Origin of the sequence: Nocardioides sediminis, from assembly GCF_003047295.1 — a bacterium.
GTDB lineage: Bacteria > Actinomycetota > Actinomycetes > Propionibacteriales > Nocardioidaceae > Nocardioides > Nocardioides sediminis.
In genome coordinates, this window is the sequence record NZ_PZYZ01000008.1 from 1 (window position 1) to 21,768 (window position 21,768).

Sequence of the window (21,768 nt, forward strand, 5' to 3'; positions counted from 1 at the left end):
AACCGCGACACCAAACCAAAATCCAGTGTCAACGGGGCATAACAAACTAATTCGTCGACTATGACACACTGTTGAGTTCTCAAACATCAGACGCACCCAAGTTCGGCCCTTCCGGACCTCGTCTTGGGACAACCTGCAGAAACTTACCGGTCCGACTCCGACTCGTCAATCCGAGCTGGTGTCGCACCCGCCGCGCATGCAAGAACCCGATCGTTCCGACCGGTGAGGCCGGTGAGGGCGGGCCGCTTGCGGCGACAGGTGAAACATTAGACCCCTCGTTCAACCGCTGACAAATCGGGGTGCCGACTTCACTGTTTCCGCAGGTCAGAGGCCTGTGGCCCCGGTCGGTGAGCCGCCGGGCGGTAGGTGGACACCGTCCGCTCCCCCGTCAGCCAGTACCGCCACGGGGTCTCGGGCGCCCCGCGAAGACCCACCCGCGGTCCGCGAGAGACGTTCTCCGGGTCGGGCGTGTCGCCCAGGCGCAGCTCGAGACCGGCGGTCCCCAGCACCTGACCGTCGTTCGTCAGGTCGAGGTCGAGGACCGTGCACAGCCGTGCGGGCCCCCGCGCGAGGTCGCGCTCGGTCGAGGCCGGGCGTCGTACGCGGGCGAGGTCGAGGCCGGAGACCACCTCGCCGGCGCGGAGCAGGACGGCGGCGGCCTCCCCCTCGGGACCGCAGACCACGTTGGCGCAGTGGTGCATCCCGTAGGTGAAGTAGACGTAGAGCCGACCCGCTGGACCGAACATGACCGCGTTGCGCCGGGTCCTTCCCCGGTGCGCGTGGGACCCCGCGTCGTCGGCGGCGCCGTACGCCTCGACCTCCGTCAGCCGGACGCCGACCCCGGCGTGCGAGACGACGGCGCCGAGGAGGAGCGGCGCCACCTCGTGGACCGCTCCCCCGAGCACGTCGCGCAGGTCAGCCGAGGCGCTCACGGTGTGCCGCCACCAGGGCGTCGATCTCGACGAGCTGGTCGCGCACCCGGTCCGGCGCGGTACCGCCTCGACCGGTGCGGGACCCTACCGAGCCCTCGACCGTGAGCACCTCGCGCACGCCGGGCCCGAGGTCGGGCGAGATCGAGGCCAGCTGCTCGTCGGTGAGCTCGTGCAGCTCGACGCCGAGCTCCTCGCAGCGGCGTACGCACGCGCCCGCCACCTCGTGGGCCACCCGGAACGGCACGCCCTCCCGCACCAGCCACTCTGCGACGTCCGTGGCGAGGGAGAAGCCCTGCGGGGCGAGCTCGGCCATCCGGGCGGTGTTGAACTCCAGCGTGGCCACCATCCCCGTGAAGGCAGGCAGCAGCACCTCGAGGGTGTCGACGGAGTCGAAGACCGGCTCCTTGTCCTCCTGGAGGTCCCGGTTGTAGGCCAGCGGCAGCGCCTTGAGCGTCGTCATCAGTCCGGCGAGGTTGCCCACCAGCCGGCCGGCCTTGCCGCGCGCGAGCTCGGCGATGTCCGGGTTCTTCTTCTGCGGCATGATGCTCGACCCCGTCGACCAGGAGTCGTGGAGACGCGCGAAGTCGAACTCGCGGGTGGTCCAGAGGATGACCTCCTCCGCGATGCGGGACACGTCGACCCCGACCATCGCGGTCACGAACGCGAGCTCGGCGACGAAGTCGCGGGCCGCGGTGCCGTCGATGGAGTTGGCGCTGGATCCGGTGAAGCCGAGCTCCGCTGCGACGACCGTGGGATCGAGCCCGAGGGACGAGCCGGCCAGCGCGCCCGAGCCGTACGGCGAGTCGCTCGCGACGCGGGCGTCCCAGTCGGCGAGCCGGGAGACGTCGCGGAGCAGCGGCCAGGCGTGCGCGAGCAGGTGGTGCGAGAGCAGCACCGGCTGGGCGTGCTGCAGGTGGGTGCGTCCCGGCATGACGGTGTCGAGGTGCGCACGGGCCTGGACGACGAGCGCGTCCACGAGGTCGAGGACCTGGCCGGCGACGACCGCCGCGTGGTCACGCAGGAACGCCTTGAAGAGGGTGGCCACCTGGTCGTTGCGGGACCGGCCGGCGCGGAGGCGACCGCCCACGTCGGGCCCGACCTCCTCCAGCAGCAGCCGCTCGAGGGCACCGTGCACGTCCTCGTCGGACGGGTCCGGGTGCAGGGTGCCGGCGGCGTACCGGCTCCTGAGCACCTCGAGCCCGCGGAGCAGCTCGGCGTGGTCGCCGTCGGTGAGCAGGCCCGCCCGGTGCAGGGCGTTGGCGTGGGCCCGCGAGCCCGCGAGGTCGTAGGGCGTCAGGCGCCAGTCGAAGTGCGTCGATCGCGACAGCGCCTCGAGCTCCGGCGAGGGTCCGGACGCGAACCGGCCGCCCCAGAGCTTGCCCTGGTTGGTGGTGCTGGTGCCCTGCTCGGCCATCAGTCGGTCCCGACGTCCATGGCGGCGTGGTCGAGCGCCTCGTCGTCCAGCCCGTCGGACCCGCTGGCGGTCGCGATCCGGTCGGCGCCGCCCGGCTCGATCTCCCCGAACAGGTTGCCGTTCTCGACGAGCACGTGGCCCTGGTCCTGGGGCTGGCTGGCGTACTGCTCGAGCTTGGCGCGCGAGTCGGCGATGTCGAGGTTGCGCATCGTGAGCTGGCCGATGCGGTCCGTGGGACCGAACACCGCGTTGTCGGTGCGCTCCATCGACAGCTTGTCGGGGTGGTAGGAGAACGCCGGGCCGTCGGTGGCCAGGATCGTGTAGTCCTCGCCCCGACGCAGCCGCAGCGTCACCTCGCCGGTCACCAGCGAGGCGATCCAGCGCTGGATCGACTCGCGCACCATCAGGGCCTGGGGGTCGAGCCAGCGGCCCTCGTAGAGCAGCCGGCCGAGGCGCCGACCCTCGTTGTGGTAGTTGGCGACGGTGTCCTCGTTGTGGACGGCGTTGAGCAGCCGCTCGTAGGCGATCCAGAGCAGCGCCATGCCGGGCGCCTCGTAGATGCCCCGCGACTTGGCCTCGATGATGCGGTTCTCGATCTGGTCGGACATGCCCAGACCGTGCCGGCCGCCGATCTCGTTGGCCTTCATCACCAGCCGGACCGGGTCGGCGTACGACGTGCCGTCGATGGCGACGGGGCGGCCCTGGTCGAAGCGGATGGTGACGTCCTCGGTGGGGATCTCGACCGAGGTGTCCCAGAACTTCACGCCCATGATCGGCTCGACGGTCTCGAGGGAGACGTCGAGGTGCTCCAGCGTCTTGGCCTCGTGGGTGGCGCCCCAGATGTTGGCGTCGGTGGAGTAGGCCTTCTCCTTGCTGTCGCGGTAGGGCAGGCCCCGCTCGGTCAGCCACTGGCTCATCTCGGTGCGGCCCCCGAGCTCGTGCACGAAGTCGGCGTCGAGCCAGGGCTTGTAGATGCGCAGCTCGGGGTTGGCCAGCAGGCCGTAGCGGTAGAACCGCTCGATGTCGTTGCCCTTGAAGGTCGAGCCGTCGCCCCAGATGTCGACGTCGTCCTCGTGCATCGCCCGCACCAGCATCATCCCGGTGACGGCCCGGCCGAGCGGCGTGGTGTTGAAGTAGGCGCGCCCGCCGGAGCGGATGTGGAAGGCGCCGCACGCGAGGGCCGCGAGCCCCTCCTCGACCAGCGAGGTGCGGCAGTCGACGGCGCGGGCGATCTCGGCGCCGTACTCCAGGGCACGGCCGGGGACGCCGGAGATGTCCGGCTCGTCGTACTGCCCGATGTCGGCGGTGTAGGTGCAGGGCACGGCGCCCTTGGCGCGCATCCAGGCCACGGCCACCGAGGTGTCGAGGCCGCCGGAGAAGGCGATGCCGACGCGCTCGCCGGCGGGCAGGGAGGTGAGGACCTTGCTCACTGGTGGTCGTCCTTTGCGGGGTGGGGGGATGTCGTGTCGTGGCTGCCGGCCGGGGCCGTGCCGTGGCTCGTGATGCTGGCCGCGTGGTTGGCCAGGGCGAGGAAGCGCCGGGCGAGGGCCTCGCCGCCGGCAGCGTCGCGGCCGATCACCAGGACGGTGTCGTCGCCGGCGATGGTGCCGAGCACGTCGCCGAGGTCGGCCTTGTCGAAGGCGCTGGCCAGGAACTGCGCGGCGCCGGGCGGGGTGCGGAGCACCACCAGGTTGGCGCTGGCGTCGGCGCTGACCAGCAGCTCGCCGCAGAGCCGGGCGAGCCGGTCCACCGCGGCCGCGGTCTCCCGGGTGGCTCCCGGCGTGCGGTCGCCGCCCTCGGCGGGCACGGCGTAGACCAGGGCGCCGGACGCGTTGCGGATCTTGACCGCGTCGAGCTCGACGAGGTCGCGGCTCAGCGTGGCCTGCGTGACGTGGACGCCGCGGGCGGCGAGCAGCTCGGCGAGCTCGGTCTGCGAGCGCACGTCGTGGTGGGTCACGAGGTCGATGATGCGCTGGTGGCGCGCGCTCTTGGTCGTGGGGCTCACGGCGGTCTCGTTCATGCTCGCTCCAGGAGCCAGGCCAGGATCGCCTTCTGCGCGTGCCGCCGGTTCTCCGCCTCGTCCCACACGACGCTCCGGGGGCCGTCGATGACGGCCGCGTCGATCTCGGTGCCGCGGTAGGCCGGCAGGCAGTGCATGACGATCGCACCGGTGTCGGCGTGCGCGAGCAGCTCGCCGGTGAGGGCGTACGGCGTGAAGAGGCGCAGCCGGTCGGCCCGCTGCTCCTCGCGGCCCATCGAGACCCAGGTGTCGGTCACGACCACCGCAGCACCGGTGACGGCGGCGACCGGGTCGCGCTCGAGCGTGACCGAGCCGCCGGTCCGGCCGGCGATCTCACGGGCGCGCGCGACGACGTCGGCGTCGGGCTCGTAGCCGTCGGGGGCGCCGACGACCACGTGCATCCCGGCGGTCGCGCCGGCCAGCACCCAGGAGTTGCCCATGTTGCAGGCGCCGTCGCCGACGAACGCGACGCGGGTGCCGCTCAGGGCGCCGACGTGCTCGCGCACGGTCTGGAGGTCGGCCAGCAGCTGGCAGGGGTGGAACTCGTCGGTGAGCGCATTGACGACCGGGATGCCGGAGTGCTCGGCCATGAGGACGAGGTCGGCCTGATGGGCGGTGCGCCACACGACGGCCGCGGCCTGACGGCCCAGCACCCGGGCAACGTCCTCGACCGACTCCCGCTCCCCCATCCCGGCGAGGCCGCCGTCGACCGTCATCGGGTGGCCGCCGAGCTCGGCGATGCCGGCCGAGAAGGAGACCTGGGTGCGCAGGGTCGGGCGGTCGAAGACCATGGCGACGGTGCGGGGACCCTCCAGCGGGCGGTGGCCGAACGGGTCGGCCTTCATCGCGGCGGCCAGGTCGAGGACCTCGGCCTGCTCGTCGGGGGTCAGGTCGTCGTCGGCGAGGAGGTGGCGCATCACGCGCCTCCCCGGTCCTCGGCCCGGGCGCCGGCGACGATGCCCGGGAGCGCGGCGGTGAAGGCGTCGACGTCGGCCTCGGTGATCACCAGCGGCGGGACGAACCGCAGGGTGGAGGGCCCGGTCGCGTTGAGCAGGTAGCCGGCGTCGCGGGCGGCGGCGACGACGGCCGGGGCGTCCTCGGCGTCGAGGTCGGCGGCCAGCATCAGCCCGTGCCCGCGGACCTCGGTGACGAACGGCTGCTCGGCGAGCGCGTCGGCGAGGCGCTTGCCGACGTGCTCGGCGTGCTCGAGGAGGCCGTCGCGCTCGATGGTGTCCAGCACCGCGAGGGCCGCGGCGCACGCGACCGGGTTGCCGCCGAACGTGGTGCCGTGGCTGCCGGGCTGCAGCAGCCCGCCGGCCTCGCCGAGGGCAACCGTGGCGCCGATCGGCACACCGCCGCCGAGGCCCTTGGCCAGGGTCACGACGTCGGGGGTGACGCCGCCGGCGAAGGGCAGCTGGTGGGCGAACCACGCACCGGTCCGGCCGATGCCGGTCTGCACCTCGTCGAGCCAGAGCAGGGCGCCGTGCCGGGTCGCGGTCTCGCGGGCCGCCGCGAGGTAGCCGTCGGGGGCGACGTGCACGCCGGCCTCCCCCTGGATCGGCTCCAGGAGGACCGCCGCGGTCTCGTCGGTGACGGCGGCCGCGAGGGCGGCCTCGTCGCCGTACTCCACGAAGGTGACGTGCCCGGGCAGCGGCTCGAAGGGCTCCCGGTAGGCCGCCTTGGAGGTCAGCGCGAGGGCGCCCATCGTGCGGCCGTGGAAGCTGCCGGTGGCGGCGACGACGTGGGTGCGGCCGGTGCGCCGCGTCAGCTTGAAGGCCGCCTCGTTGGCCTCGGTCCCGGAGTTGGAGAAGAAGACCCGGCCCGAGGCCCCGAGCAGCGCAAGCAGCCGCTCGGCCAGGGCGAGCTGGGGCTCGGAGGCCATGAAGTTGGAGACGTGGCCCAGGGTCTGCAGCTGCGTGGTGACCGCCTCGACGACGGCCGGGTGGGCGTGGCCGAGCGCGTTGACGGCGATGCCGGCGTAGAGGTCGACGTACTCACGCCCGGCGTCGTCCCAGACCCGGACGCCCTCGCCGCGCTCGAGCTTGAGCGCGGGCGTGCCGAAGGTGTTCATCAGGGCGCCCTCGTAGCGCTGCTGCCAGCTCATCCCTTGACCTCCGGGGTGGTGTGCGCCTTGCGCAGGCGGGTCTCGACGCCCGGCAGCACCTGCGTGCCGACGCCTTCGTCGGTGAAGATCTCGAGGAGCACGGCGTGCTCCTCGCGCCCGTCGACGACGGTGGCACGCGGTACGCCGCCCTGCACGGCTTGGAGGCAGGCGGTCATCTTGGGGACCATCCCGCTGGCCAGCGTGGGCAGCATCTCCTCGAGGGACTCGGGGCTGATCTCCTGGATGACGTCGTCGCTGTCGGGCCAGTCGCGGAACAGGCCCTCGACGTCGGTCAGCACGAGCAGCTTCTCGGCATCCAGCGCGATCGCGAGCGCGGCCGCGGCGGTGTCGGCGTTGACGTTGTGGACCTGTCCGTCCTCGTCGGGGGCGACGCTGGAGATCACCGGGATCCGGCCGGCCTCGACTATGTCGCGCACCGCCTCGGGGCGCACCTTGGCGACCTCGCCCACCAGCCCGAGGTCCACCTCCTCGCCGTCGACGACGGTGTTGGTCGCCTCGGCGGTGAACAGGCCGGCGTCCTCCCCGGACAGGCCCACGGCGAGCGGACCGTGCTCGTTGATGAGGCCGACCAGCTCGCGCTGCACCTGGCCGACGAGGACCATGCGGACGACGTCCATGGCCTCGGGCGTGGTGACCCGCAGGCCGCCCCGGAACTCCGAGGTGATGTCGAGGCGCTTGAGCATGGCCGAGATCTGCGGACCACCACCGTGCACGACGACCGGCTTGAAGCCGGCGAAGCGCAGGAAGGCGATGTCCTCGGCGAACGCCTTCTTGAGGGTGTCGTCGGTCATCGCGTTGCCGCCGTACTTCACCACGATCGTGCGGCCGTGGTAGCGCTTGAGCCACGGCAGCGCGGCGGCGAGCGTGCGCGCCTTGGCGGGGTCGGGACGGTTCTGGGCGTTGGGTGTCTGGGTCATGAGCTGTAGGCGCTGTTCTCGTGGACGTAGGCGTGGGTGAGGTCGTTGGTCCAGACCGTGGCGCGGGCGTCGCCGGCCTTGAGGTCGATGGTGACGCTGACCTCGCGGCCGGTCAGGTCGACGGTCGCGGGGTCCTCGGCCGGCGTCGAGCGCCGGCACACCCAGACGCCGTTCATGGCGACATCGAGGTCGGCGGGGTCGAAGGCGGCCTGCGTGGTGCCGATGCTGGCGAGCACGCGCCCCCAGTTGGGGTCGTTGCCGAAGACGGCGGCCTTGAACAGGTTGGAGCGGGCGACGCTCCGCGCCACCTCGACGGCCTCGTCCTCCGAGGCGGCGTTGAGCGCGGTGATGGCGATCTCGTGGTCGGCGCCCTCGGCGTCCTTGAGCAGCTGCATCGCCAGGTCGGTGCAGGCCTGGGTGAGCGCGTCGGTGAAGTCCGCCGGGGTCGGCGTGATGCCGCTGGCCCCGCTAGCCATCACGGTGACGGTGTCGTTGGTCGACATGCAGCCGTCGGAGTCGAGCCGGTCGAAGGAGACGCGGGTGGCGGCGCGCAGCGCCTCGTCGAGGCCGTCGGCGGGCACGACCGCGTCGGTGGTCAGGACCACGAGCATCGTGGCGAGCTGGGGGGCCAGCATGCCGGCGCCCTTGGCCATCCCGCCGATCGACCAGCCCGCTCCCTCGACGACGACCTGCTTGCTGACCGAGTCGGTGGTCATGATCGCCTCGGCCGCGGCCGGGCCGCCGTCCTCCGACAGCGCGGCGTGCGCGGCGTCGACGCCCGCGAGCACGGCGTCGCGGTCGTTGGCCAGGCCGATGAGCCCCGTCGAGCAGACGACGACGTCGATCGCACCGATGCCCAGGTGCTCCGCGACGCGCTCCGCGACCGCGTGGGTGGTCTGGAAGCCCTCGGGGCCGGTGTAGCAGTTGGCGCCGCCCGAGTTGAGGACGACCGCGCGGACGGTGCCGTCCTTGACGACCTCCTGGCTCCACAGGATCGGGTTGGCCTTGCAGCGGTTGGAGGTGAACACGGTGGCGGAGTCGAACGTGGGGCCGGCGTTGACGACCAGCGCGACGTCCTTGCCGCCGCTCGTCTTGAGGCCGGCCTCGACGCCGGCGGCGGTGAACCCTGCGGGGTGGGTGGTGGTCATTTCCTGCTCTTCCGGGACGGGGTGGCGGGGACGGCGTCGGTCACGGTGTGACCTCGTCGTCGCCAGGCCTCGGCCGCCTTGTCGCCGTCCACGAGGCGCACCATGACCCAGTCGGTGTCGAAGGTGGAGATCGTGTAAACCGGGATCCCGGCCTCGGCCAGCGGGGCCAGCAGCCCGGCCAGGATGCCCACGGCGTCCGGGTCGAGCGGACCACGGACCTGGAAGGCGGTGAGCGGCTTGATGCTCGGTGTCTTGGTCGGCACCGAGCGCGTGGCGCACACGAGGCTGGTCTCGGTCGCGGTCGCAGTCACCGAGAACAGGCTGGCCGACTCGGCCCACTGGGGGATCTCGGCCCCGGGCCCGAGCCGGACGATGGCGAGCTTCTCGGGGTACTTCAGCAGCGTGAGCGTGTGCTGCGCGGGCTGGTCCGTCGGCTGGTCGGTCACGGGGCGAGTCCGATCGTGGAGAGCCCGGTGGTCTCGTCGAGGCCGAGGGCGAGGTTGAGGCACTGCACGGCGGCGCCCGCGGTGCCCTTGGCGAGGTTGTCGACGGCGCCGACGGCGACCACGCGTCGTACGGCGGGGTCGACGGTGACCTGCACGTGGACGGCGTTGGAGCCGAGCACGGACTGGGTCTGCGGCCACTGCCCCTCGGGCAGCACGTGGACGAAGGGCTCGTCGGCGTAGGCGTCGAGGTAGGCGGCGCGCACCTCGTCGGCGTCGGCGTCGCCGGCCAGCGGGGCGGACACGGTGGCCAGGATGCCGCGGGACATCGGCACCAGCAACGGCGTGAAGCTGACCCGGACGTCGCCGTCGTGGACGCGACCGAGGTTCTGGGTGATCTCGGGGGTGTGGCGGTGCACTCCCCCGACGCCGTAGGCGCTCGCGTTGCCCATCACCTCGCTGCCCAGCAGGTGCGGCTTGGCGGCCTTGCCCGCCCCGGACGTCCCGCTCGCGGCGACGACGCTGATGTCGGGCTCCACGAGGCCCGCTGCCAGCGCGGGCGCGATGGTGAGCGTCGAGACGGTGGGGTAGCAGCCGGGCACGGCGATGCGACGGGCGTCGCGCAGCCGGTCCCGCTGGCCCGCGAGCTCGGGCAGGCCGTAGGGCCACGAGCCGGCGTGGGTGCCGCCGTAGAACTGCTCCCAGGCGGCCGGGTCGGTGAGCCGGAAGTCGGCGCCGCAGTCGATGACGACCACGTCGTCGCCGAGCGCCTCGGCGACGGGCGCGGACTGGCCGTGCGGCAGCCCCAGGACGACGACGTCGTGCCCGACGAGGGTCTCCGCGGTGGTGGGCTCGAGGACCCGATCGGCCAGCGGCAGCAGGTGCGGCTGGAGGGACCCGAGGGTCTCCCCGGCGTTGGATCCCGCGGTGAGCGTGCCGATCCGGGCGTCCGGGTGGCCGAGGAGCAGGCGGAGCACCTCGCCACCGGCGTACCCGCTGGCACCGGCGACGGCGACGGAGAAGGTCATGTGCATGACTATACATGCGAATGCATGACCATGCTTCACTAGGGTCTGCGCCGTGGACATCGCCTTCGCCGAGCACCTCGACCTGATGGACCTGCACGGCCGCGCGGCCGTCGCCAGCCTCGGGGTCCTCGGTCCCACCGACACCTTGCCCCCCCACGCCGTGCCCGCGCACGCGGCGACACGCGAGCACTGGGCCACCCTGGAGGTCTGGGCGTGGTCGCTGGAGCACCCCGGGCAGCACTGGAGCGAGCGGGCGGAGCCCGCTCCTCCGGTGGACCACGCCGCGGTGGTGGCGGCCGTCGCCGACGAGCTCACGCGGTTGGAGGAGCTGCTGCTGGCGGTCGGGCCGGACGCGGCGATCGACTACTTCGGTCGTCCGGGGACGACGGCGCAGGTCGCGCGGCTCCTCGCGCACGAGGCGGTCGGCGTCGCCCACGCCGCCAGCCTGGCGGCGGGTCGCGCGGCACCCGCGCTGCACCCGGACGCCGCCGCGGACGGCATCGACCGGGCACTGGACCACTGGGCGGAGCCCGACGCCGACGTGGCCTGGCAACCGCGGCCTGCCGTGCTGCGCACCACCGACGCCGGCCAGGCCTGGGCCGTCGCCTACGGCGTGGACCGGCGCGGCGTCCTGGGCGCCGTCCGTGCCGCCGAGCTCGACGAGCCGGCGATCGTGGTGCAGGGCCCGGCCACGTCACTGCTGTGGTGGCTGCACGACCACGAGGTCGGTGACGAGGTCTCGGTCCTGGGTGACCGGGACCAGGTGCGGTTGCTGCGGCAGTCGCTGGACCACGAGCTCGAGCCGGCATCGCGCCGGCGGGGCTGGTGGCGTGGGTGAATCCGGTGTCGCCACGTCGGCCGTGCCCCTACGTTGGGCGCCATGACACGACTGACGCCCGAGGTCTACCTCGACCACATCCGCGCCGAGTCAGCCCGGTTCCGTGCCGTGCTGGCCGACTGCGAGCCCGCCGCCCGGGTGCCGTCCTGCCCCGACTGGGACGCGGGCGACCTGCTGTGGCACCTGGTGACGGTGCAGTGGTTCTGGTCGAGGGCCGTCTCCGGCCGGCCCGCCGAGGTCGACCTGTCCGCCGAGCCGACGCGGCCGGCGACCCACGACGAGACGCTGGAGGCCTTCGACGTCTGGAGCGCCGCCCTGTCAGGCGCACTGGAGGGCCTCGACGCGGGTGAGCCCGCCTGGACGTGGTCGTCCGACCCGGCCGACCACACCGTCGGGTTCATCCTGCGGCGCCAGGCGCACGAGGCGCTGATCCACCGGCTGGACGCCGAGCAGGCCGCCGGGGTGGCGTCCGAGGTCGATGCGCGACTCGCCGCCGACGGGGTGGCGGAGGTCGTGGGCGTGATGTACGGCGGGTGCCCGCCGTGGGGTTCGTGGGAGCCGCTCCCCCACCACGTCCGCCTGGACTGCACCGACACCGGCGACGAGGTGTGGGCGCAGCTCGGGCTGTTCAACGGGACGCACCCCGAGACCGGCGAGGTGTTCTCCGACGAGGACGACTGCCACCTCGTGGACCCACCCGCCGGCGTCGAGCCCGACGCCGTGATCGACGGTCCGGCCGCCGCCCTCGATGCCTGGCTGTGGCACCGGGGCGACGACTCGGGCCTGTCGGTCGCGGGCGACCGGGACGTCCTGACGCGCTTCCGCGCGATCGTGGCCACTCCGATCGACTGACCGCTCGTCAGCGCTGGACGGCCCCCGTGCGCTCGGCGGCGAGCCGCACGGCGGCGTCGCGCGCGGCGGACGCCTCGCCCTCCTTGAGGGTCCGGTCCGGGGCCCGGAAGCGCAGCGCGAAGGCCAGCGACTTCTTCCCCTCGCCGACCTGCTCGCCGGTGTAGACGTCGAAGAGGCGGATGGACTCCAGGAGCTCGCCGGCGCCCTCGCGCAGCGCAGCCTCGACGTCGGCGGCCGGCACGTGCTCGTCCACGACCAGGGCGACGTCCTCCTTGGCGACCGGGTAGGTCGAGAAGGAGGGGGACGGACGCAGGTGCACCGCGTGCTCGAGCAGGACGTCGAGGTCGACCTCCGCGGCGACGGAGCGCGGCGGGATGCCGAACGCGGAGCACACCCGGGGGTGGAGCTCTCCGGCGTGCCCGACCAGCACGTCGCCGAGCAGCAGGGCGGCGCACCGGCCCGGGTGCCACGGCGCGGTGTCGGCGGGACGGGTGGTCAGCTCCAGGCCGAGCGCCTCGGCCACGACCCGTGCGGCGTCGACGGCGTCGGACCACGCGACCGGCCGGCCGTCGCCCCACCAGCCGGCGGACTCCGCCTCGCCGGTGGCGACCACGCCGAGGTGCAACGGCTGGTCGGGCAGCGCCTTGGTCAGGGCGTCGAGCTCGGCATCGGTGGGCCGCCGGTCCACGGGGAGGATCGGCGCCGGGGCCGTGGCCCGGGGCAGGGTCACCGGCGCCGCCTCGAAGATGGCGACCGACGTCGTCCCGAGCCCGACGTTCCTCGCGGCGGTGCGCAGCAGCGCCGGCAGCAGGGTGGTCGTCATGCCGGGCGTCTCGCTGTTGAGCGGGTTGGACAGGCGCAGGGTGGTGCGGCGCGGGTCGTCCTCGTCGAGGCCGAGGGCGTCGAGGTCGGCCTCGCCGACGAACGGGAAGGTCACCACCTCGACGTACCCGGCGCCGGCCATGGTGCGGCCGATGCGACGGCGGAGCAGCTGGCTGCGCGTCAGCCCGCGCCCCCCGGGCGCCTTGGGCAGCACGGACGGGATCGTGTCGTAGCCGACGAGGCGGACGACCTCCTCCGTGGTGTCCTGGGGGTCGGTGAGGTCGTGGCGCCACGGCGGCGGGACGACGTGGAGGGTGCCCGTGCCGGAGACCTCGCAGCCGACGGCGCGCAGCGCCTCCACCGCGCGCTCCTCGCTGATGTCGAGCCCGGAGACCCGGGCGGCCCGGTCCGCGGCGACGGTGATCACCGGCATGGGTGGCGGCGTGCCCACCACCGTGACGCCGGGCTCGGCCTGTCCTCCGCCGTAGGTCGTGAGCAGCTCGACGACCCGGTCCGCCGCGGCCTCGCAGATGGTCGCGTCGACGCCGCGCTCGTTGCGCTTGCCGGCCTCGGAGGTGATCTTGTGGCGCCGGCCCGTGCGGAACATGGCCGTCGCGTCCCAGTGGGCCGCCTCGACCAGGACGCGCGTGGTGGTGGCCGACATCTCGGTCGTCTCGCCCCCCATGACGCCGCCGAGGCCGATGATGCCCGAGTCGTCGGTGACCACGAGGTCCTCCTCCGACAAGGTGCGCGCGGTGCCGTCCAGGGTGGTGAGGCGCTCACCGGCCCTCGCCCGGCGTACGACGATGGGACCCTGCAGCCGGTCGGCGTCGTAGCCGTGGATCGGCCGCCCGGTCTCGAGCATCACGTAGTTGGTGACGTCGACGGCCAGGGAGATCGGCCGCATCCCTGCCGCCGTGATCCGCTGGGCGATGAACTCCGGGGTCGGTGCTGACGGGTCGAACCCGGTGACGGTGCGTGCCACGAAGACCGGGCAGCCCACCGGGTCCTCGACGACGACCGGGTGACCCTCGTCGTTGGCCTCGGGGGTGTCGCGGATCGCCGGGTCGCGGAAGCCGGTCGCGCCGGGGACCGAGACGAGCACCTCGCGCGCGATGCCGCGCAGGGACAGGGCGTACGCGCGGTCGGGGTTGACCTCGAACTCGATGATCTCCTCGTCGAGGCCCAGCAGGGGCCGCACGTCCTGCCCGGGCTCGCCGGAGCCGGACGGGAGCACGATGATCCCGTCGTGGTCCTCGCCCAGGCCGAGCTCCGCGGCCGAGCAGATCATGCCGGACGAGACGTGCCCGTAGGTCTTGCGTGCGGAGATCTCGAACCCGCCGGGCAGCACTCCCCCGGGGAGCACGACGGCGACCAGGTCACCGGGCGCGAAGTTGTGGGCCCCGCAGACGATGCCCACCCCACGTCCAGCCTCGCCGGTGCCGTGGGCAGCGTTCAGCTCCGGGCCGACGTCGACGGTGCACCAGTTGATGGTCTTGCCGTTCTTCTGGGGCTCGGGCTCCATCGTCAGCACCCGGCCGACGACGAGGGGGCCGGCGATCTCGGCGCCGGGGCTGTGGATGCCCTCCAGCTTGAGGCCGGTCATGGTCAGCCGGGCGGTGAGCTCCTCGGTGGTGACGTGGTCGGGCACGTCGACGTACTCGGTGATCCAGGACAGGGGCGTCTTCATCTCGGATCCTCCCTCTCAGATCTCGGACCCGAAGGCGGACGAGAACCGGACGTCGCCCTCGAAGAGCGGTCGCAGGTCCTCCAGGTCGTGGCGGAACATGAAGCTGCGGTCGATGCCCATGCCGAACGCGAAGCCGGAGTAGGTCTCGGGGTCGACGCCGCAGGCGACCAGCACCCGCGGATTGACCACGCCGCAGCCGCCCCACTCGATCCAGCCCTCGCCGCGGCAGGTGCGGCACGAGGCGCTGTCGAGACCGCGGCACACGAAGCATCGGACGTCGACCTCCGCCGACGGCTCGGTGAAGGGGAAGTACGACGGGCGGAAGCGGGTGTCGATGCCGTCGCCGAACAGCTGTGACGCCAGGTGGTCCAGCGAGCCCTTGAGGTGGGCCATGGTGATGCCCTCGTCGACGACGAGCCCCTCGACCTGGTGGAACATCGGGCTGTGCGTCGCGTCGTACTCGTCGGTGCGGAAGACGCGGCCGGGGCAGGCGACGTAGATGGGCGGCCTGCGCGTCAGCATGGTGCGGGCCTGGACCGGTGACGTCTGGGTGCGCAGCACGACGTGGTGGTCTGCGGGCTCGGTCCAGAAGGTGTCCTGCATGGTGCGGGCGGGGTGGTCGGGGCCGAGGTTGAGGGCGTCGAAGTTGAGCCACTCGGCCTCCACGACGGGTCCCTCGGCGATCTCCCAGCCCATCGCGACGAAGATGTCGGCGATCAGCTCGGACTGCAGCGTGATGGGGTGCCGGCTGCCACGCCGGGCCCGGTTGGTCGGGAGCGTGACGTCGACGGTCTCCTCGACCAGCATCCGCTCCTCGTGCTCGGCCTCGAGCTCCACCTGGCGCTGGGCCAGCGCCTTGTTGACGGCGCCGCGGGCCTGGCCCACGCGCTGGCCGGCGTCCTTGCGGGCCTGCGGAGGCAGGGCGCCGATCTCCCGGTTGGCCAGGGCCAGCGGCGAGCGATCGCCGACGTGCTCGAGGCGGACCACCTTGAGCGACTCCAGGTCGGTGGCGGCGGCGATGGCGGCCACGGCCGCCTCGCGCATCGCCTCGACCTCGTCGGCCTTGAGCGGGGTGACCTCGACAGGGTCGTACTCGGTGTTGGGGCCGGACATGGCTCCCTTTCCTCGCGTCTACGTGGACGCGCTGATTCTAGAAGTGGGTCGGACGGGACGACTCCCCGGACCCGGCGTCGTGCGAGAGCCTGCTGTCGCCTCAGTCGGACGCGCGTGCAGCCCCCGGACCGACGGCCGGTCCGGGGCGCGGAAATCGCTGACGTGGCTGCACGTGTCGATGCTAGCCGACGGTGTCGGTGGGTGGCTCGTCGAACTCCTCGTAGACGGAGGCGCAGGGATCGCCCGACACGTCGTCCCCGGTGGGCAGGTCGACGCCCGCCACCGCGCCCTCCGCACGGTGGCGACCGAGGTTCCAGCCCCACAGGGTGTCGCCCTCCTCCCGCAGCTGGTTGTCGGGGAGGTGCTGCAGGACGCACGCCGCGACCCGCTCGGGCAGCCGCTCGGCGATCACCGGGGCGGCGTCGGCCGAGAGCGACTGGAGGTAGCGGACATCGAGGCTCCCCGTCTCCTCGTAGCGGTCGATGTTGCGTCCCGCCACCCATGCGTCGGGGTTGAGCGCCGCGAGCCCCAGCGCGGCGACGGCGCCGGTGACCAGCGCGATCCGCGGGACCCAGCGGGCCCGGCCGAGCAGGCCGGCGACCATCACGGTGACCACGACCAGCCCGAGCCAGCCCTCGAACACGTCGACGACCAGCCGCAGGGTCGTGAAGCCGTAGGCCTCCTGGTAGACGTGCATCCGGTAGAGGGCGGAGGCCACCACGACGAGGGTGAGCACGCCCAGCAGCCCCAGCGAGAGGCGCAGCCACCACCGGTCGCGCGGCGTCCCGCCGGCCCGGCGGGCGGCCGCCCACACCACCAGCAGGGTCAGCGCGGTCGCCACCGTCAGCTGCCCGAACCCCTGGTGCACGTAGTCGGCGTAGGTGATGCCGGTCGTCCTCTCGAGGTAGTCGTGCCCCCCGAACACCACCGCGGCCTGGGCGACGAGGAACACCGCGAACACCGCGTCGACGATGAGCACGGGCACCAGCCACTCGAACCGGTTGGGCAACGGGTCGACGGCCCGTCGCGGCCGCTCCACGCGGGCGGGGTTGAGGGCGGCGTACGAGCCGGCCAGGCTGAGCCCGAAGACCGCGACCGCGACGAACATGCGGGTGACGAGGTCTCCGAAGGTCAGGTTGGGGACGACGGCGTCGACCCAGCGTGCGAACAGGGCGTCCGCCGAGGCGAAGAGGGCACCGAAGACGACCAGGCCGAGCAGCGACAGGGCCAGGGTGCGCGCCACCGCAGGACCACGCCCCCCGGTGCCGACCAGCCGCAGGCTGCGGCCGAACAACGGCAGCCCGCGCACCGAGGAGAGCGGCCACGACGCCCCGGCGAGCACGAAGCCGGACAGGGTGACCGCCCGGGTGACCGCGACGAGGAACACGGCGATGGCCGCCAGCACGCAGAGCATCGCGATGCCGGCGTTGTCGAGGAGCGTGAGCGGCGCGACGAGCAGCAGGCCCAGCACGGTCGCGCCCACGACGAAGGGGTCGCGACGGTGCCGCGCCGTGGAGTACGCCGCTCCCCCGGCCGCCGCGAGCACGAGCGTCCAGGCCAGCCCCGGGCCGACGAACGTCATGGTCGCACCGGCGAGGACGCCGACCAGGGCGCTCGCCACGACGACCCGCAACGCCGCGGCACCGGGGACCTCGGGCCAGAAGGCGCCGAAGAGGGTGTCGGTACCGGCCGGTGCCGCGGGAGGCCCGGGCGCGGCCGCCGAAGCCTCCGTGTGGTGGGCGCCGGCCGGCGGGGGTGCGGGCGCGGCGACCTCCTGGGACGGCTCGGGCAGCCGGCACGGGACGTGGAGGCGCAGGCGGGCACCCGTGCGGCCCGGCTCCGGGTCGGTGAACCGCAGGGTGCCGCCGTGGAGCTGGGCCACCCAGCGCGCGACGGCCAGCCCGAGCCCGGTGCCGCCGCCGGTGCTGCTGGTGCCGAAGCGCTGGAAGACGCGCTCGCGGTCCTCGGGGGCCACCCCAGGGCCGTGGTCGGTGACCTCGAGCCACCAGCCGGCCTGCGACGCCCCGGCCGTGACGTCGACACGACCGTCGGGCGGGTTGTGGCGGGCGGCATTGTCGAGGACGTTGACGAGCAGCTGGCGCAGCCGGGCCGGGTCGGCCGTGACGACGAGGGCGGGCTCCACGGCGACGTCGTACGACGTGCTCCGGCCCGCGTGCTCCACCTCGCGCACGCAGTCCTCGACCAGCGCGGCCAGCTCGACGTCCCGCGGCTCGAGCCGGACGACGCCGGCCTCGAGGCGGGACAGGTCGAGCAGGTCGGCCACCAGGTCGCGCAGCCGCTCCGCCTGGGCCAGGGCTCCGGCGACGTGCTCGGCGTCGGCCGGCACGACCCCGTCGGCGAGGTTCTCCAGCACCGCTGTCATGGCGGCCAGCGGGGTGCGCAGCTCGTGCGAGACGGTGGCGATGAGGTCGCGCCGCTCGGCGTCGACCTGCTCGAGGTCGGCCGCCATCTGGTTGAACGCGGCCGCCAGCCGTCCCACCTCGTCGGTCGCCGTGGTGTGGACCCGTCCGGAGTAGTCGCCGCGGGCCATCCGCTGGGCGACGTCGGTCATCTGGCGCAGCGGGGCGACCATCCCGGCGGCGAGCAGCTGGGTGACGCCGAGCGCCAGGGCGACCGCGACCGGCACCGTCAGCAGCGCGGGCACCCCCGCGGCGGACCCCAGGGTGGCGAGCAGCGCCGCCACGACGACGGAGGCGGCGACGAGCGCCCCGAGCTTGGCCTTGATGCTCGTCACCGGGTCCAGCGCGCCGCTCACCGGCCGGGCACCTCGGCCTCGAGGGCGTAGCCGACGCCGTGGACCGTGCGGATCCAGGCGGGGCCCAGCTTGGCGCGCAACGCCTTCACGTGGCTGTCGACGGTGCGGGTGGGGACCCCGGTGAGGCCCACCTCGGCCCAGCCCCAGACCTCGGCGAGCAGGCGCTCCCGGGTCAGCACCTGGCCCGGGTCGCGGGCCAGGCACAGGAGCAGGTCGAACTCGGTGGGCGTCAGGTGCACCTCGCTGCCGTCGCGCACGGTTCGGCGCCGGCCGGGGTCGACGGTGAGCCCGCCCAGCACGAGGGGCGCGCTCCCCGAGGTGGCGACGAGCTCGGCGGCCCGGTCCACGCGTCGTACGAGGGCGGCGACCCGGGCCACGACCTCCCGCATGCGGAACGGCTTGGTGAGGTAGTCGTCGGCGCCGACCCCGAGGCCGACCAGGATGTCGGCCTCGTCGTCGCGGGCGGTCAGCATCAGCACCGGGACGGGCCGCTGCGCCTGGACGCGCCGGCACACCTCGTGGCCGTCGATGCCGGGCAGCATCACGTCGAGGACCACGACGTCGGGCTCGTCCGCCCGCGCCCGCTCGACCGCCGTCAGGCCGTCGTAGGCCTGGGTGACGTCGTAGCCCTCGGTCCGGAGGCGCTCGGCCAGCTGGTCGTTGATGACGCGCTCGTCCTCGACCACCAGCACCCGGCGTCGCGGCGCCGTTGGACCCACCCCTTGGCTCATGGCACGACCCTAGGAGCCCGACGGCGCGGGAGGCGGGGACGACTCGTGAAGGTTGTGTGCAGATGGCCGTCCCGCGACGTCGCGCGACGACCGGCCTCGCGCGGTCCTACGCTGGTCGGGTGCCGACCACCAGCCAGCTGCTCGCCTTCGTGCTCGCCTCGATCCTCTTCATCCAGGTGCCGGGTCCGAGCCTGCTGTTCACCATCGGTCGGGCGCTGACCGTCGGGCGTCGGGAGGCCCTCCTGTCGGTCGTCGGCAACGCCCTGGGCCTGCTGGTGCAGGTGCTGCTGGTCGCCGTCGGCCTGGGCGCGGTCGTGGCCGCGAGCGCGACGGCGTACACGGTCCTCAAGCTCGCCGGCGCAGCGTGGGTCGTGTGGCTCGGCGTCTCCGCCATCCGGCACCGCAAGGACGCCCGCGTGGCCCTCACCACCGGTCGCAGGGCCCCCGAACGCCCCGGAGCAGCGGTGTGGACCGGGATGCTCGTGGGGATGGGCAACCCCAAGACGATCGTGTTCTTCGTGGCGTTCCTGCCGCAGTTCACCAACGCCGCGGCTGGCCACGTCGGGCTGCAGGTGGCGCTGCTGGGCCTGCTGTTCGGAGTCCTGGCCGTGGCGAGCGACTCCGTGTGGGCGATGGCCGCCGGCACGGCCCGGGACTGGTTCGCCCGGCGTCCCGAGCGGCTCGACACGATGGGTGCCGCGGGCGGCGTGATGATGATCGGCCTCGGCGCGACGATGGCCGCCGCGGAGTGACGGCCCTGCCGCCGCTCACTCCGGGCGGCGGTCCTCGCTCGGCCAGTCGACCATCACGCGCGCCCCGCCGCCGTCGGCCTCGGTGATGGTGACGTAGCCGCCATGGGCCCGCGCCAGGCCTCCGACGATGTACATCCCCAGTCCCGAGCCCCCGCTCGAGCCGTGCTTCCAGAACTTGGTGAAGACCCGTCGCCGCATCTCCTCGGGGATGCCCTCGCCCTCGTCGTCCACGCAGATCCGCACCCCCTGCACGTCGCACCCCTCGGGGGTGGGCGTGAGCGAGACCGTGACCCGGCCCTGGCCGTGGCGCACCGCGTTCTCGACGAGGTTGGTGACGACCTGGGTGAGCTTGTCGGGGTCGGCGAAGACCTCCGGCAGCCCGTCCGCGGCCTCGAGCTCGATGACGCGGCTGGTGCCGGCGGCCACGGAGTCCACGACGCGACGGGTCAGCACCACCGCGTCGGCCTCGCGCGGGTAGAGGGAGAGCCGGCCGGTGTCGATGCGCGCCACGTCGAGGAGCTCGGCGATGAGCCGGACCAGCCGGTCGGCGTCGGCGTTGACGGTGGTGAGCATGAGCTTGCGCTGCTCGTCGTTGAGCTTGTCCCACCGGTTGAGCAGGGCCTGGACGAACCCCTTGACGCCGGTCAGGGGCGAGCGGAGCTCGTGGGCGACGGTGGCGACCAGGTCGGAGCGCTCGCGGTCGAGCCGGGCCCGGCCGCGGCCGTCGCGGATGCCGATGGCCACGCCGACCACCGGGGCCAGCGGACGCGCCCGGACGAGGCGCGCGGTGGTGAGCACCTCGGCGCCGCTCCTGTTGAGCCAGGACTGCTCGGGGATGCCGGTGCGGATCGAGATGCTCCGGTCGGGCCGGTTGACGTGCAGCCAGGTGCGGCCGTCCTGGTCCTGCAGGCGCAGCACGTCCTCGAGACGCCCGCCCATCGCCTCGGCCACGGTGGTCCCCAGCAGCCGCGCGGCGTGGTCGTTGATGAAGGTGATCTCGCCGGCGATGGAGGCACCGAGGATGCCGTCCGGGTAGAGGTCGGCCAGCGACTGCAGCCGCGTGGGTCGGGCTTCGACGATGCGGGGCACCGGGTCACCCTAGTCCGCGCGGAGCGGTTTGGGACGCCGCAACCCGGCGCTGCGGACCCGGCTCACGAGCTCGCGACTGGTCACCGGCACGGCGCCGGCGGCGACCATCACGTCGTAGAACTCCGCCGGTACGTCGTAGTGGTCGCCGTCGAAGCCCCGCTCCGGGACGCCGTTGGCCAGGGCGAAGTCGTGCAGCTCGTCGTACGACGTGTCGCTGGCCAGGTGGGACCACGTGCGGCCCCAGCGCGGGACGCTGGGCGGGTCGATGAGGATCACGAGCGCTGCGCCCGCGCGCTGGCGTAGAGGCAGACCGCAGCGGCCGTCGCGAGGTTGAGGCTCTCGGCGCGGCCGTGGATCGGGATGGCCACCCGGCGGTCGGCCAGGTCTGCCAGCTCGGCCGGCAGGCCCCAGGCCTCGTTGCCGAACAGCCAGGCGGTCGGCCCGGAGAGGTCGGTCTCGAAGAGGTCGGCCTCCCCGGATCCGTCGGCGGCCAGCACGGTGTAGCCCGCGGCCTGCGCGGCTGCGACCGCGGCCGCGGCGTCCGGCTCGACCGCGACCGGGAGGTGGAACAGGCTCCCGACGGAGGCCCGGACGGTCTTGGGGTTGTAGGCGTCGACCGAGCTGCCGGCCAGCACCACTCCCCCGGCGCCGGCGGCGTCGGCGGTGCGGACCACCGTGCCGGCGTTGCCCGGGTCGCGGACGTCGGCGCAGATCACCAGGAGCGGGGCGTGCTCGGCGACCAGCGCGGCGACCGGCACGTCGAGGTGGTGGCACACCGCCACCAGGCCGGCGGGGTTGACGGCGTCGGAGAGCGACGCCAGCGCCCGGTCGTCCACGAGCGTGACGACGTCGGCGGCGGCCAGCAGGCCGGCGTACTGCTGCGCGGCCGTGGGGGTGGCGAAGACCTCGACCACGCGGCCGGGCACCAGGAGGGCGCCCTCGACGGCCTTGGGGCCGTCGGCAAGGAAGAGCCGCCGCTCGGTACGCACCGAACGGCGGCTCAGCTTGCGGGCCTCCTTGACGCGGCTGTTCCCCACAGTGAGTGGAGTGCCCGCGGTCAGGGGCGCGCTCATGCTCG

The 21,768-nt window shown here is 73.5% G+C and carries 20 protein-coding genes; 3 read left to right on the top strand and 17 right to left on the bottom strand.

Annotated elements, in window-relative coordinates; all coding sequences use genetic code 11:
* Nucleotides 1–308: 308 nt before the first annotated feature.
* The 10 genes from DAI17_RS17195 to argC are packed head-to-tail and all read right to left on the bottom strand — an operon-like array spanning nt 309 to nt 10,027.
* Entirely contained in the window at nt 309–932 is a 624-nt protein-coding gene (locus DAI17_RS17195) for a DNA-3-methyladenine glycosylase (RefSeq protein ID WP_107774460.1), read from the bottom strand.
* The gene (gene argH / locus DAI17_RS17200) at nt 916–2,346 is read right to left on the bottom strand and encodes an argininosuccinate lyase (protein WP_107774461.1); all 1,431 of its coding nucleotides are present in this window, start codon (nt 2,344–2,346) and stop codon (nt 916–918) included. The genes DAI17_RS17195 and argH overlap by 17 nt, the downstream gene beginning before the upstream one ends.
* Nucleotides 2,346–3,776, bottom strand: coding sequence for an argininosuccinate synthase (gene argG / locus DAI17_RS17205; RefSeq protein ID WP_107774462.1), 1,431 nt, complete (start codon nt 3,774–3,776; stop codon nt 2,346–2,348). Before argG ends, argH begins: the two co-directional genes overlap by 1 nt.
* The gene (locus DAI17_RS17210; RefSeq protein ID WP_107774463.1) at nt 3,773–4,366 is read right to left on the bottom strand and encodes an arginine repressor; all 594 of its coding nucleotides are present in this window, start codon (nt 4,364–4,366) and stop codon (nt 3,773–3,775) included. The genes argG and DAI17_RS17210 overlap by 4 nt, the downstream gene beginning before the upstream one ends.
* On the bottom strand, nt 4,363–5,286 hold the full coding sequence (gene argF / locus DAI17_RS17215) for an ornithine carbamoyltransferase (protein WP_107774464.1): 924 nt from the start codon (nt 5,284–5,286) through the stop codon (nt 4,363–4,365). The genes DAI17_RS17210 and argF overlap by 4 nt, the downstream gene beginning before the upstream one ends.
* Nucleotides 5,283–6,470 (bottom strand): acetylornithine transaminase, encoded by a 1,188-nt coding sequence (locus DAI17_RS17220; protein WP_107774465.1) that lies wholly within the window; start codon nt 6,468–6,470, stop codon nt 5,283–5,285. Before DAI17_RS17220 ends, argF begins: the two co-directional genes overlap by 4 nt.
* On the bottom strand, nt 6,467–7,408 hold the full coding sequence (gene argB / locus DAI17_RS17225; protein WP_107774466.1) for an acetylglutamate kinase: 942 nt from the start codon (nt 7,406–7,408) through the stop codon (nt 6,467–6,469). The genes DAI17_RS17220 and argB overlap by 4 nt, the downstream gene beginning before the upstream one ends.
* Entirely contained in the window at nt 7,405–8,556 is a 1,152-nt protein-coding gene (gene argJ / locus DAI17_RS17230) for a bifunctional glutamate N-acetyltransferase/amino-acid acetyltransferase ArgJ (protein ID WP_107774467.1), read from the bottom strand. Before argJ ends, argB begins: the two co-directional genes overlap by 4 nt.
* Complete coding sequence (locus tag DAI17_RS17235; protein WP_159081611.1) at nt 8,553–9,002, bottom strand: ACT domain-containing protein; 450 nt, start codon at nt 9,000–9,002, stop codon at nt 8,553–8,555. Before DAI17_RS17235 ends, argJ begins: the two co-directional genes overlap by 4 nt.
* Complete coding sequence (argC, locus tag DAI17_RS17240) at nt 8,999–10,027, bottom strand: N-acetyl-gamma-glutamyl-phosphate reductase (RefSeq protein WP_107774667.1); 1,029 nt, start codon at nt 10,025–10,027, stop codon at nt 8,999–9,001. The genes DAI17_RS17235 and argC overlap by 4 nt, the downstream gene beginning before the upstream one ends.
* A 52-nt stretch (nt 10,028–10,079) precedes the next feature.
* Here argC and DAI17_RS17245 point away from each other — a divergent pair, with 52 nt between their 5' ends.
* Together DAI17_RS17245 and DAI17_RS17250 are read left to right on the top strand one after the other, a co-directional pair.
* Entirely contained in the window at nt 10,080–10,865 is a 786-nt protein-coding gene (locus DAI17_RS17245; protein ID WP_107774469.1) for a hypothetical protein, read from the top strand.
* A 42-nt stretch (nt 10,866–10,907) separates the two neighbouring features.
* The gene (locus DAI17_RS17250) at nt 10,908–11,717 is read left to right on the top strand and encodes a maleylpyruvate isomerase N-terminal domain-containing protein (RefSeq protein ID WP_107774470.1); all 810 of its coding nucleotides are present in this window, start codon (nt 10,908–10,910) and stop codon (nt 11,715–11,717) included.
* Between the two features lie 7 nt (nt 11,718–11,724).
* Here DAI17_RS17250 and pheT read toward each other — a convergent pair whose 3' ends face one another.
* The 4 genes from pheT to DAI17_RS17270 form a co-directional block, all read right to left on the bottom strand.
* Nucleotides 11,725–14,229 carry a phenylalanine--tRNA ligase subunit beta gene (pheT, locus tag DAI17_RS17255; protein WP_107774471.1) on the bottom strand — a complete coding sequence of 835 codons (2,505 nt, stop codon included), beginning with the start codon at nt 14,227–14,229 and terminating at the stop codon, nt 11,725–11,727.
* Between the two features lie 15 nt (nt 14,230–14,244).
* On the bottom strand, nt 14,245–15,342 hold the full coding sequence (gene pheS, locus DAI17_RS17260; protein ID WP_107774472.1) for a phenylalanine--tRNA ligase subunit alpha: 1,098 nt from the start codon (nt 15,340–15,342) through the stop codon (nt 14,245–14,247).
* Between the two features lie 181 nt (nt 15,343–15,523).
* On the bottom strand, nt 15,524–18,118 hold the full coding sequence (locus tag DAI17_RS17265) for a DUF4153 domain-containing protein (protein WP_159081612.1): 2,595 nt from the start codon (nt 18,116–18,118) through the stop codon (nt 15,524–15,526).
* A complete protein-coding gene (locus DAI17_RS17270; RefSeq protein WP_107774474.1) occupies nt 18,115–18,849 on the bottom strand; it encodes a response regulator transcription factor in 735 nt (244 codons plus the stop codon). Before DAI17_RS17270 ends, DAI17_RS17265 begins: the two co-directional genes overlap by 4 nt.
* A gap of 119 nt (nt 18,850–18,968) precedes the next feature.
* Between DAI17_RS17270 and DAI17_RS17275 the strand changes: the two genes are divergently transcribed.
* Nucleotides 18,969–19,601: a LysE family translocator gene (locus DAI17_RS17275; protein WP_199905185.1), complete on the top strand. Its 633-nt coding sequence runs from the start codon at nt 18,969–18,971 to the stop codon at nt 19,599–19,601.
* 15 nt (nt 19,602–19,616) lie between these two features.
* Here the strand turns inward: DAI17_RS17275 and DAI17_RS17280 are convergent, their stop codons facing one another.
* The 3 genes from DAI17_RS17280 to DAI17_RS17290 are packed head-to-tail and all read right to left on the bottom strand — an operon-like array spanning nt 19,617 to nt 21,763.
* Entirely contained in the window at nt 19,617–20,690 is a 1,074-nt protein-coding gene (locus DAI17_RS17280) for a sensor histidine kinase (protein WP_234412572.1), read from the bottom strand.
* Between the two features lie 9 nt (nt 20,691–20,699).
* The gene (locus DAI17_RS17285) at nt 20,700–20,966 is read right to left on the bottom strand and encodes a DUF4031 domain-containing protein (RefSeq protein ID WP_107774476.1); all 267 of its coding nucleotides are present in this window, start codon (nt 20,964–20,966) and stop codon (nt 20,700–20,702) included.
* A complete protein-coding gene (locus tag DAI17_RS17290; RefSeq protein WP_107774477.1) occupies nt 20,963–21,763 on the bottom strand; it encodes a TrmH family RNA methyltransferase in 801 nt (266 codons plus the stop codon). The genes DAI17_RS17285 and DAI17_RS17290 overlap by 4 nt, the downstream gene beginning before the upstream one ends.
* Between the last annotated feature and the right edge of the window lie 5 nt (nt 21,764–21,768).

Excerpts from the sequence above, each read along its gene's own strand:
- DAI17_RS17210 (WP_107774463.1), bottom strand. The coding sequence starts at position 4,366 with ATGAACGAGACCGCCGTGAGCCCCACGACCAAGAGCGCGCGCCACCAG.
- pheT (WP_107774471.1), bottom strand. The coding sequence starts at position 14,229 with ATGAAGACGCCCCTGTCCTGGATCACCGAGTACGTCGACGTGCCCGAC.
- DAI17_RS17220 (WP_107774465.1), bottom strand. The coding sequence starts at position 6,470 with ATGAGCTGGCAGCAGCGCTACGAGGGCGCCCTGATGAACACCTTCGGC.
- argB (WP_107774466.1), bottom strand. The coding sequence starts at position 7,408 with ATGACCCAGACACCCAACGCCCAGAACCGTCCCGACCCCGCCAAGGCG.
- DAI17_RS17290 (WP_107774477.1), bottom strand. The coding sequence starts at position 21,763 with ATGAGCGCGCCCCTGACCGCGGGCACTCCACTCACTGTGGGGAACAGC.
- argJ (WP_107774467.1), bottom strand. The coding sequence starts at position 8,556 with ATGACCACCACCCACCCCGCAGGGTTCACCGCCGCCGGCGTCGAGGCC.
- argC (WP_107774667.1), bottom strand. The coding sequence starts at position 10,027 with ATGACCTTCTCCGTCGCCGTCGCCGGTGCCAGCGGGTACGCCGGTGGC.
- DAI17_RS17250 (WP_107774470.1), top strand. The coding sequence starts at position 10,908 with ATGACACGACTGACGCCCGAGGTCTACCTCGACCACATCCGCGCCGAG.
- argH (WP_107774461.1), bottom strand. The coding sequence starts at position 2,346 with ATGGCCGAGCAGGGCACCAGCACCACCAACCAGGGCAAGCTCTGGGGC.
- DAI17_RS17270 (WP_107774474.1), bottom strand. The coding sequence starts at position 18,849 with ATGAGCCAAGGGGTGGGTCCAACGGCGCCGCGACGCCGGGTGCTGGTG.
- pheS (WP_107774472.1), bottom strand. The coding sequence starts at position 15,342 with ATGTCCGGCCCCAACACCGAGTACGACCCTGTCGAGGTCACCCCGCTC.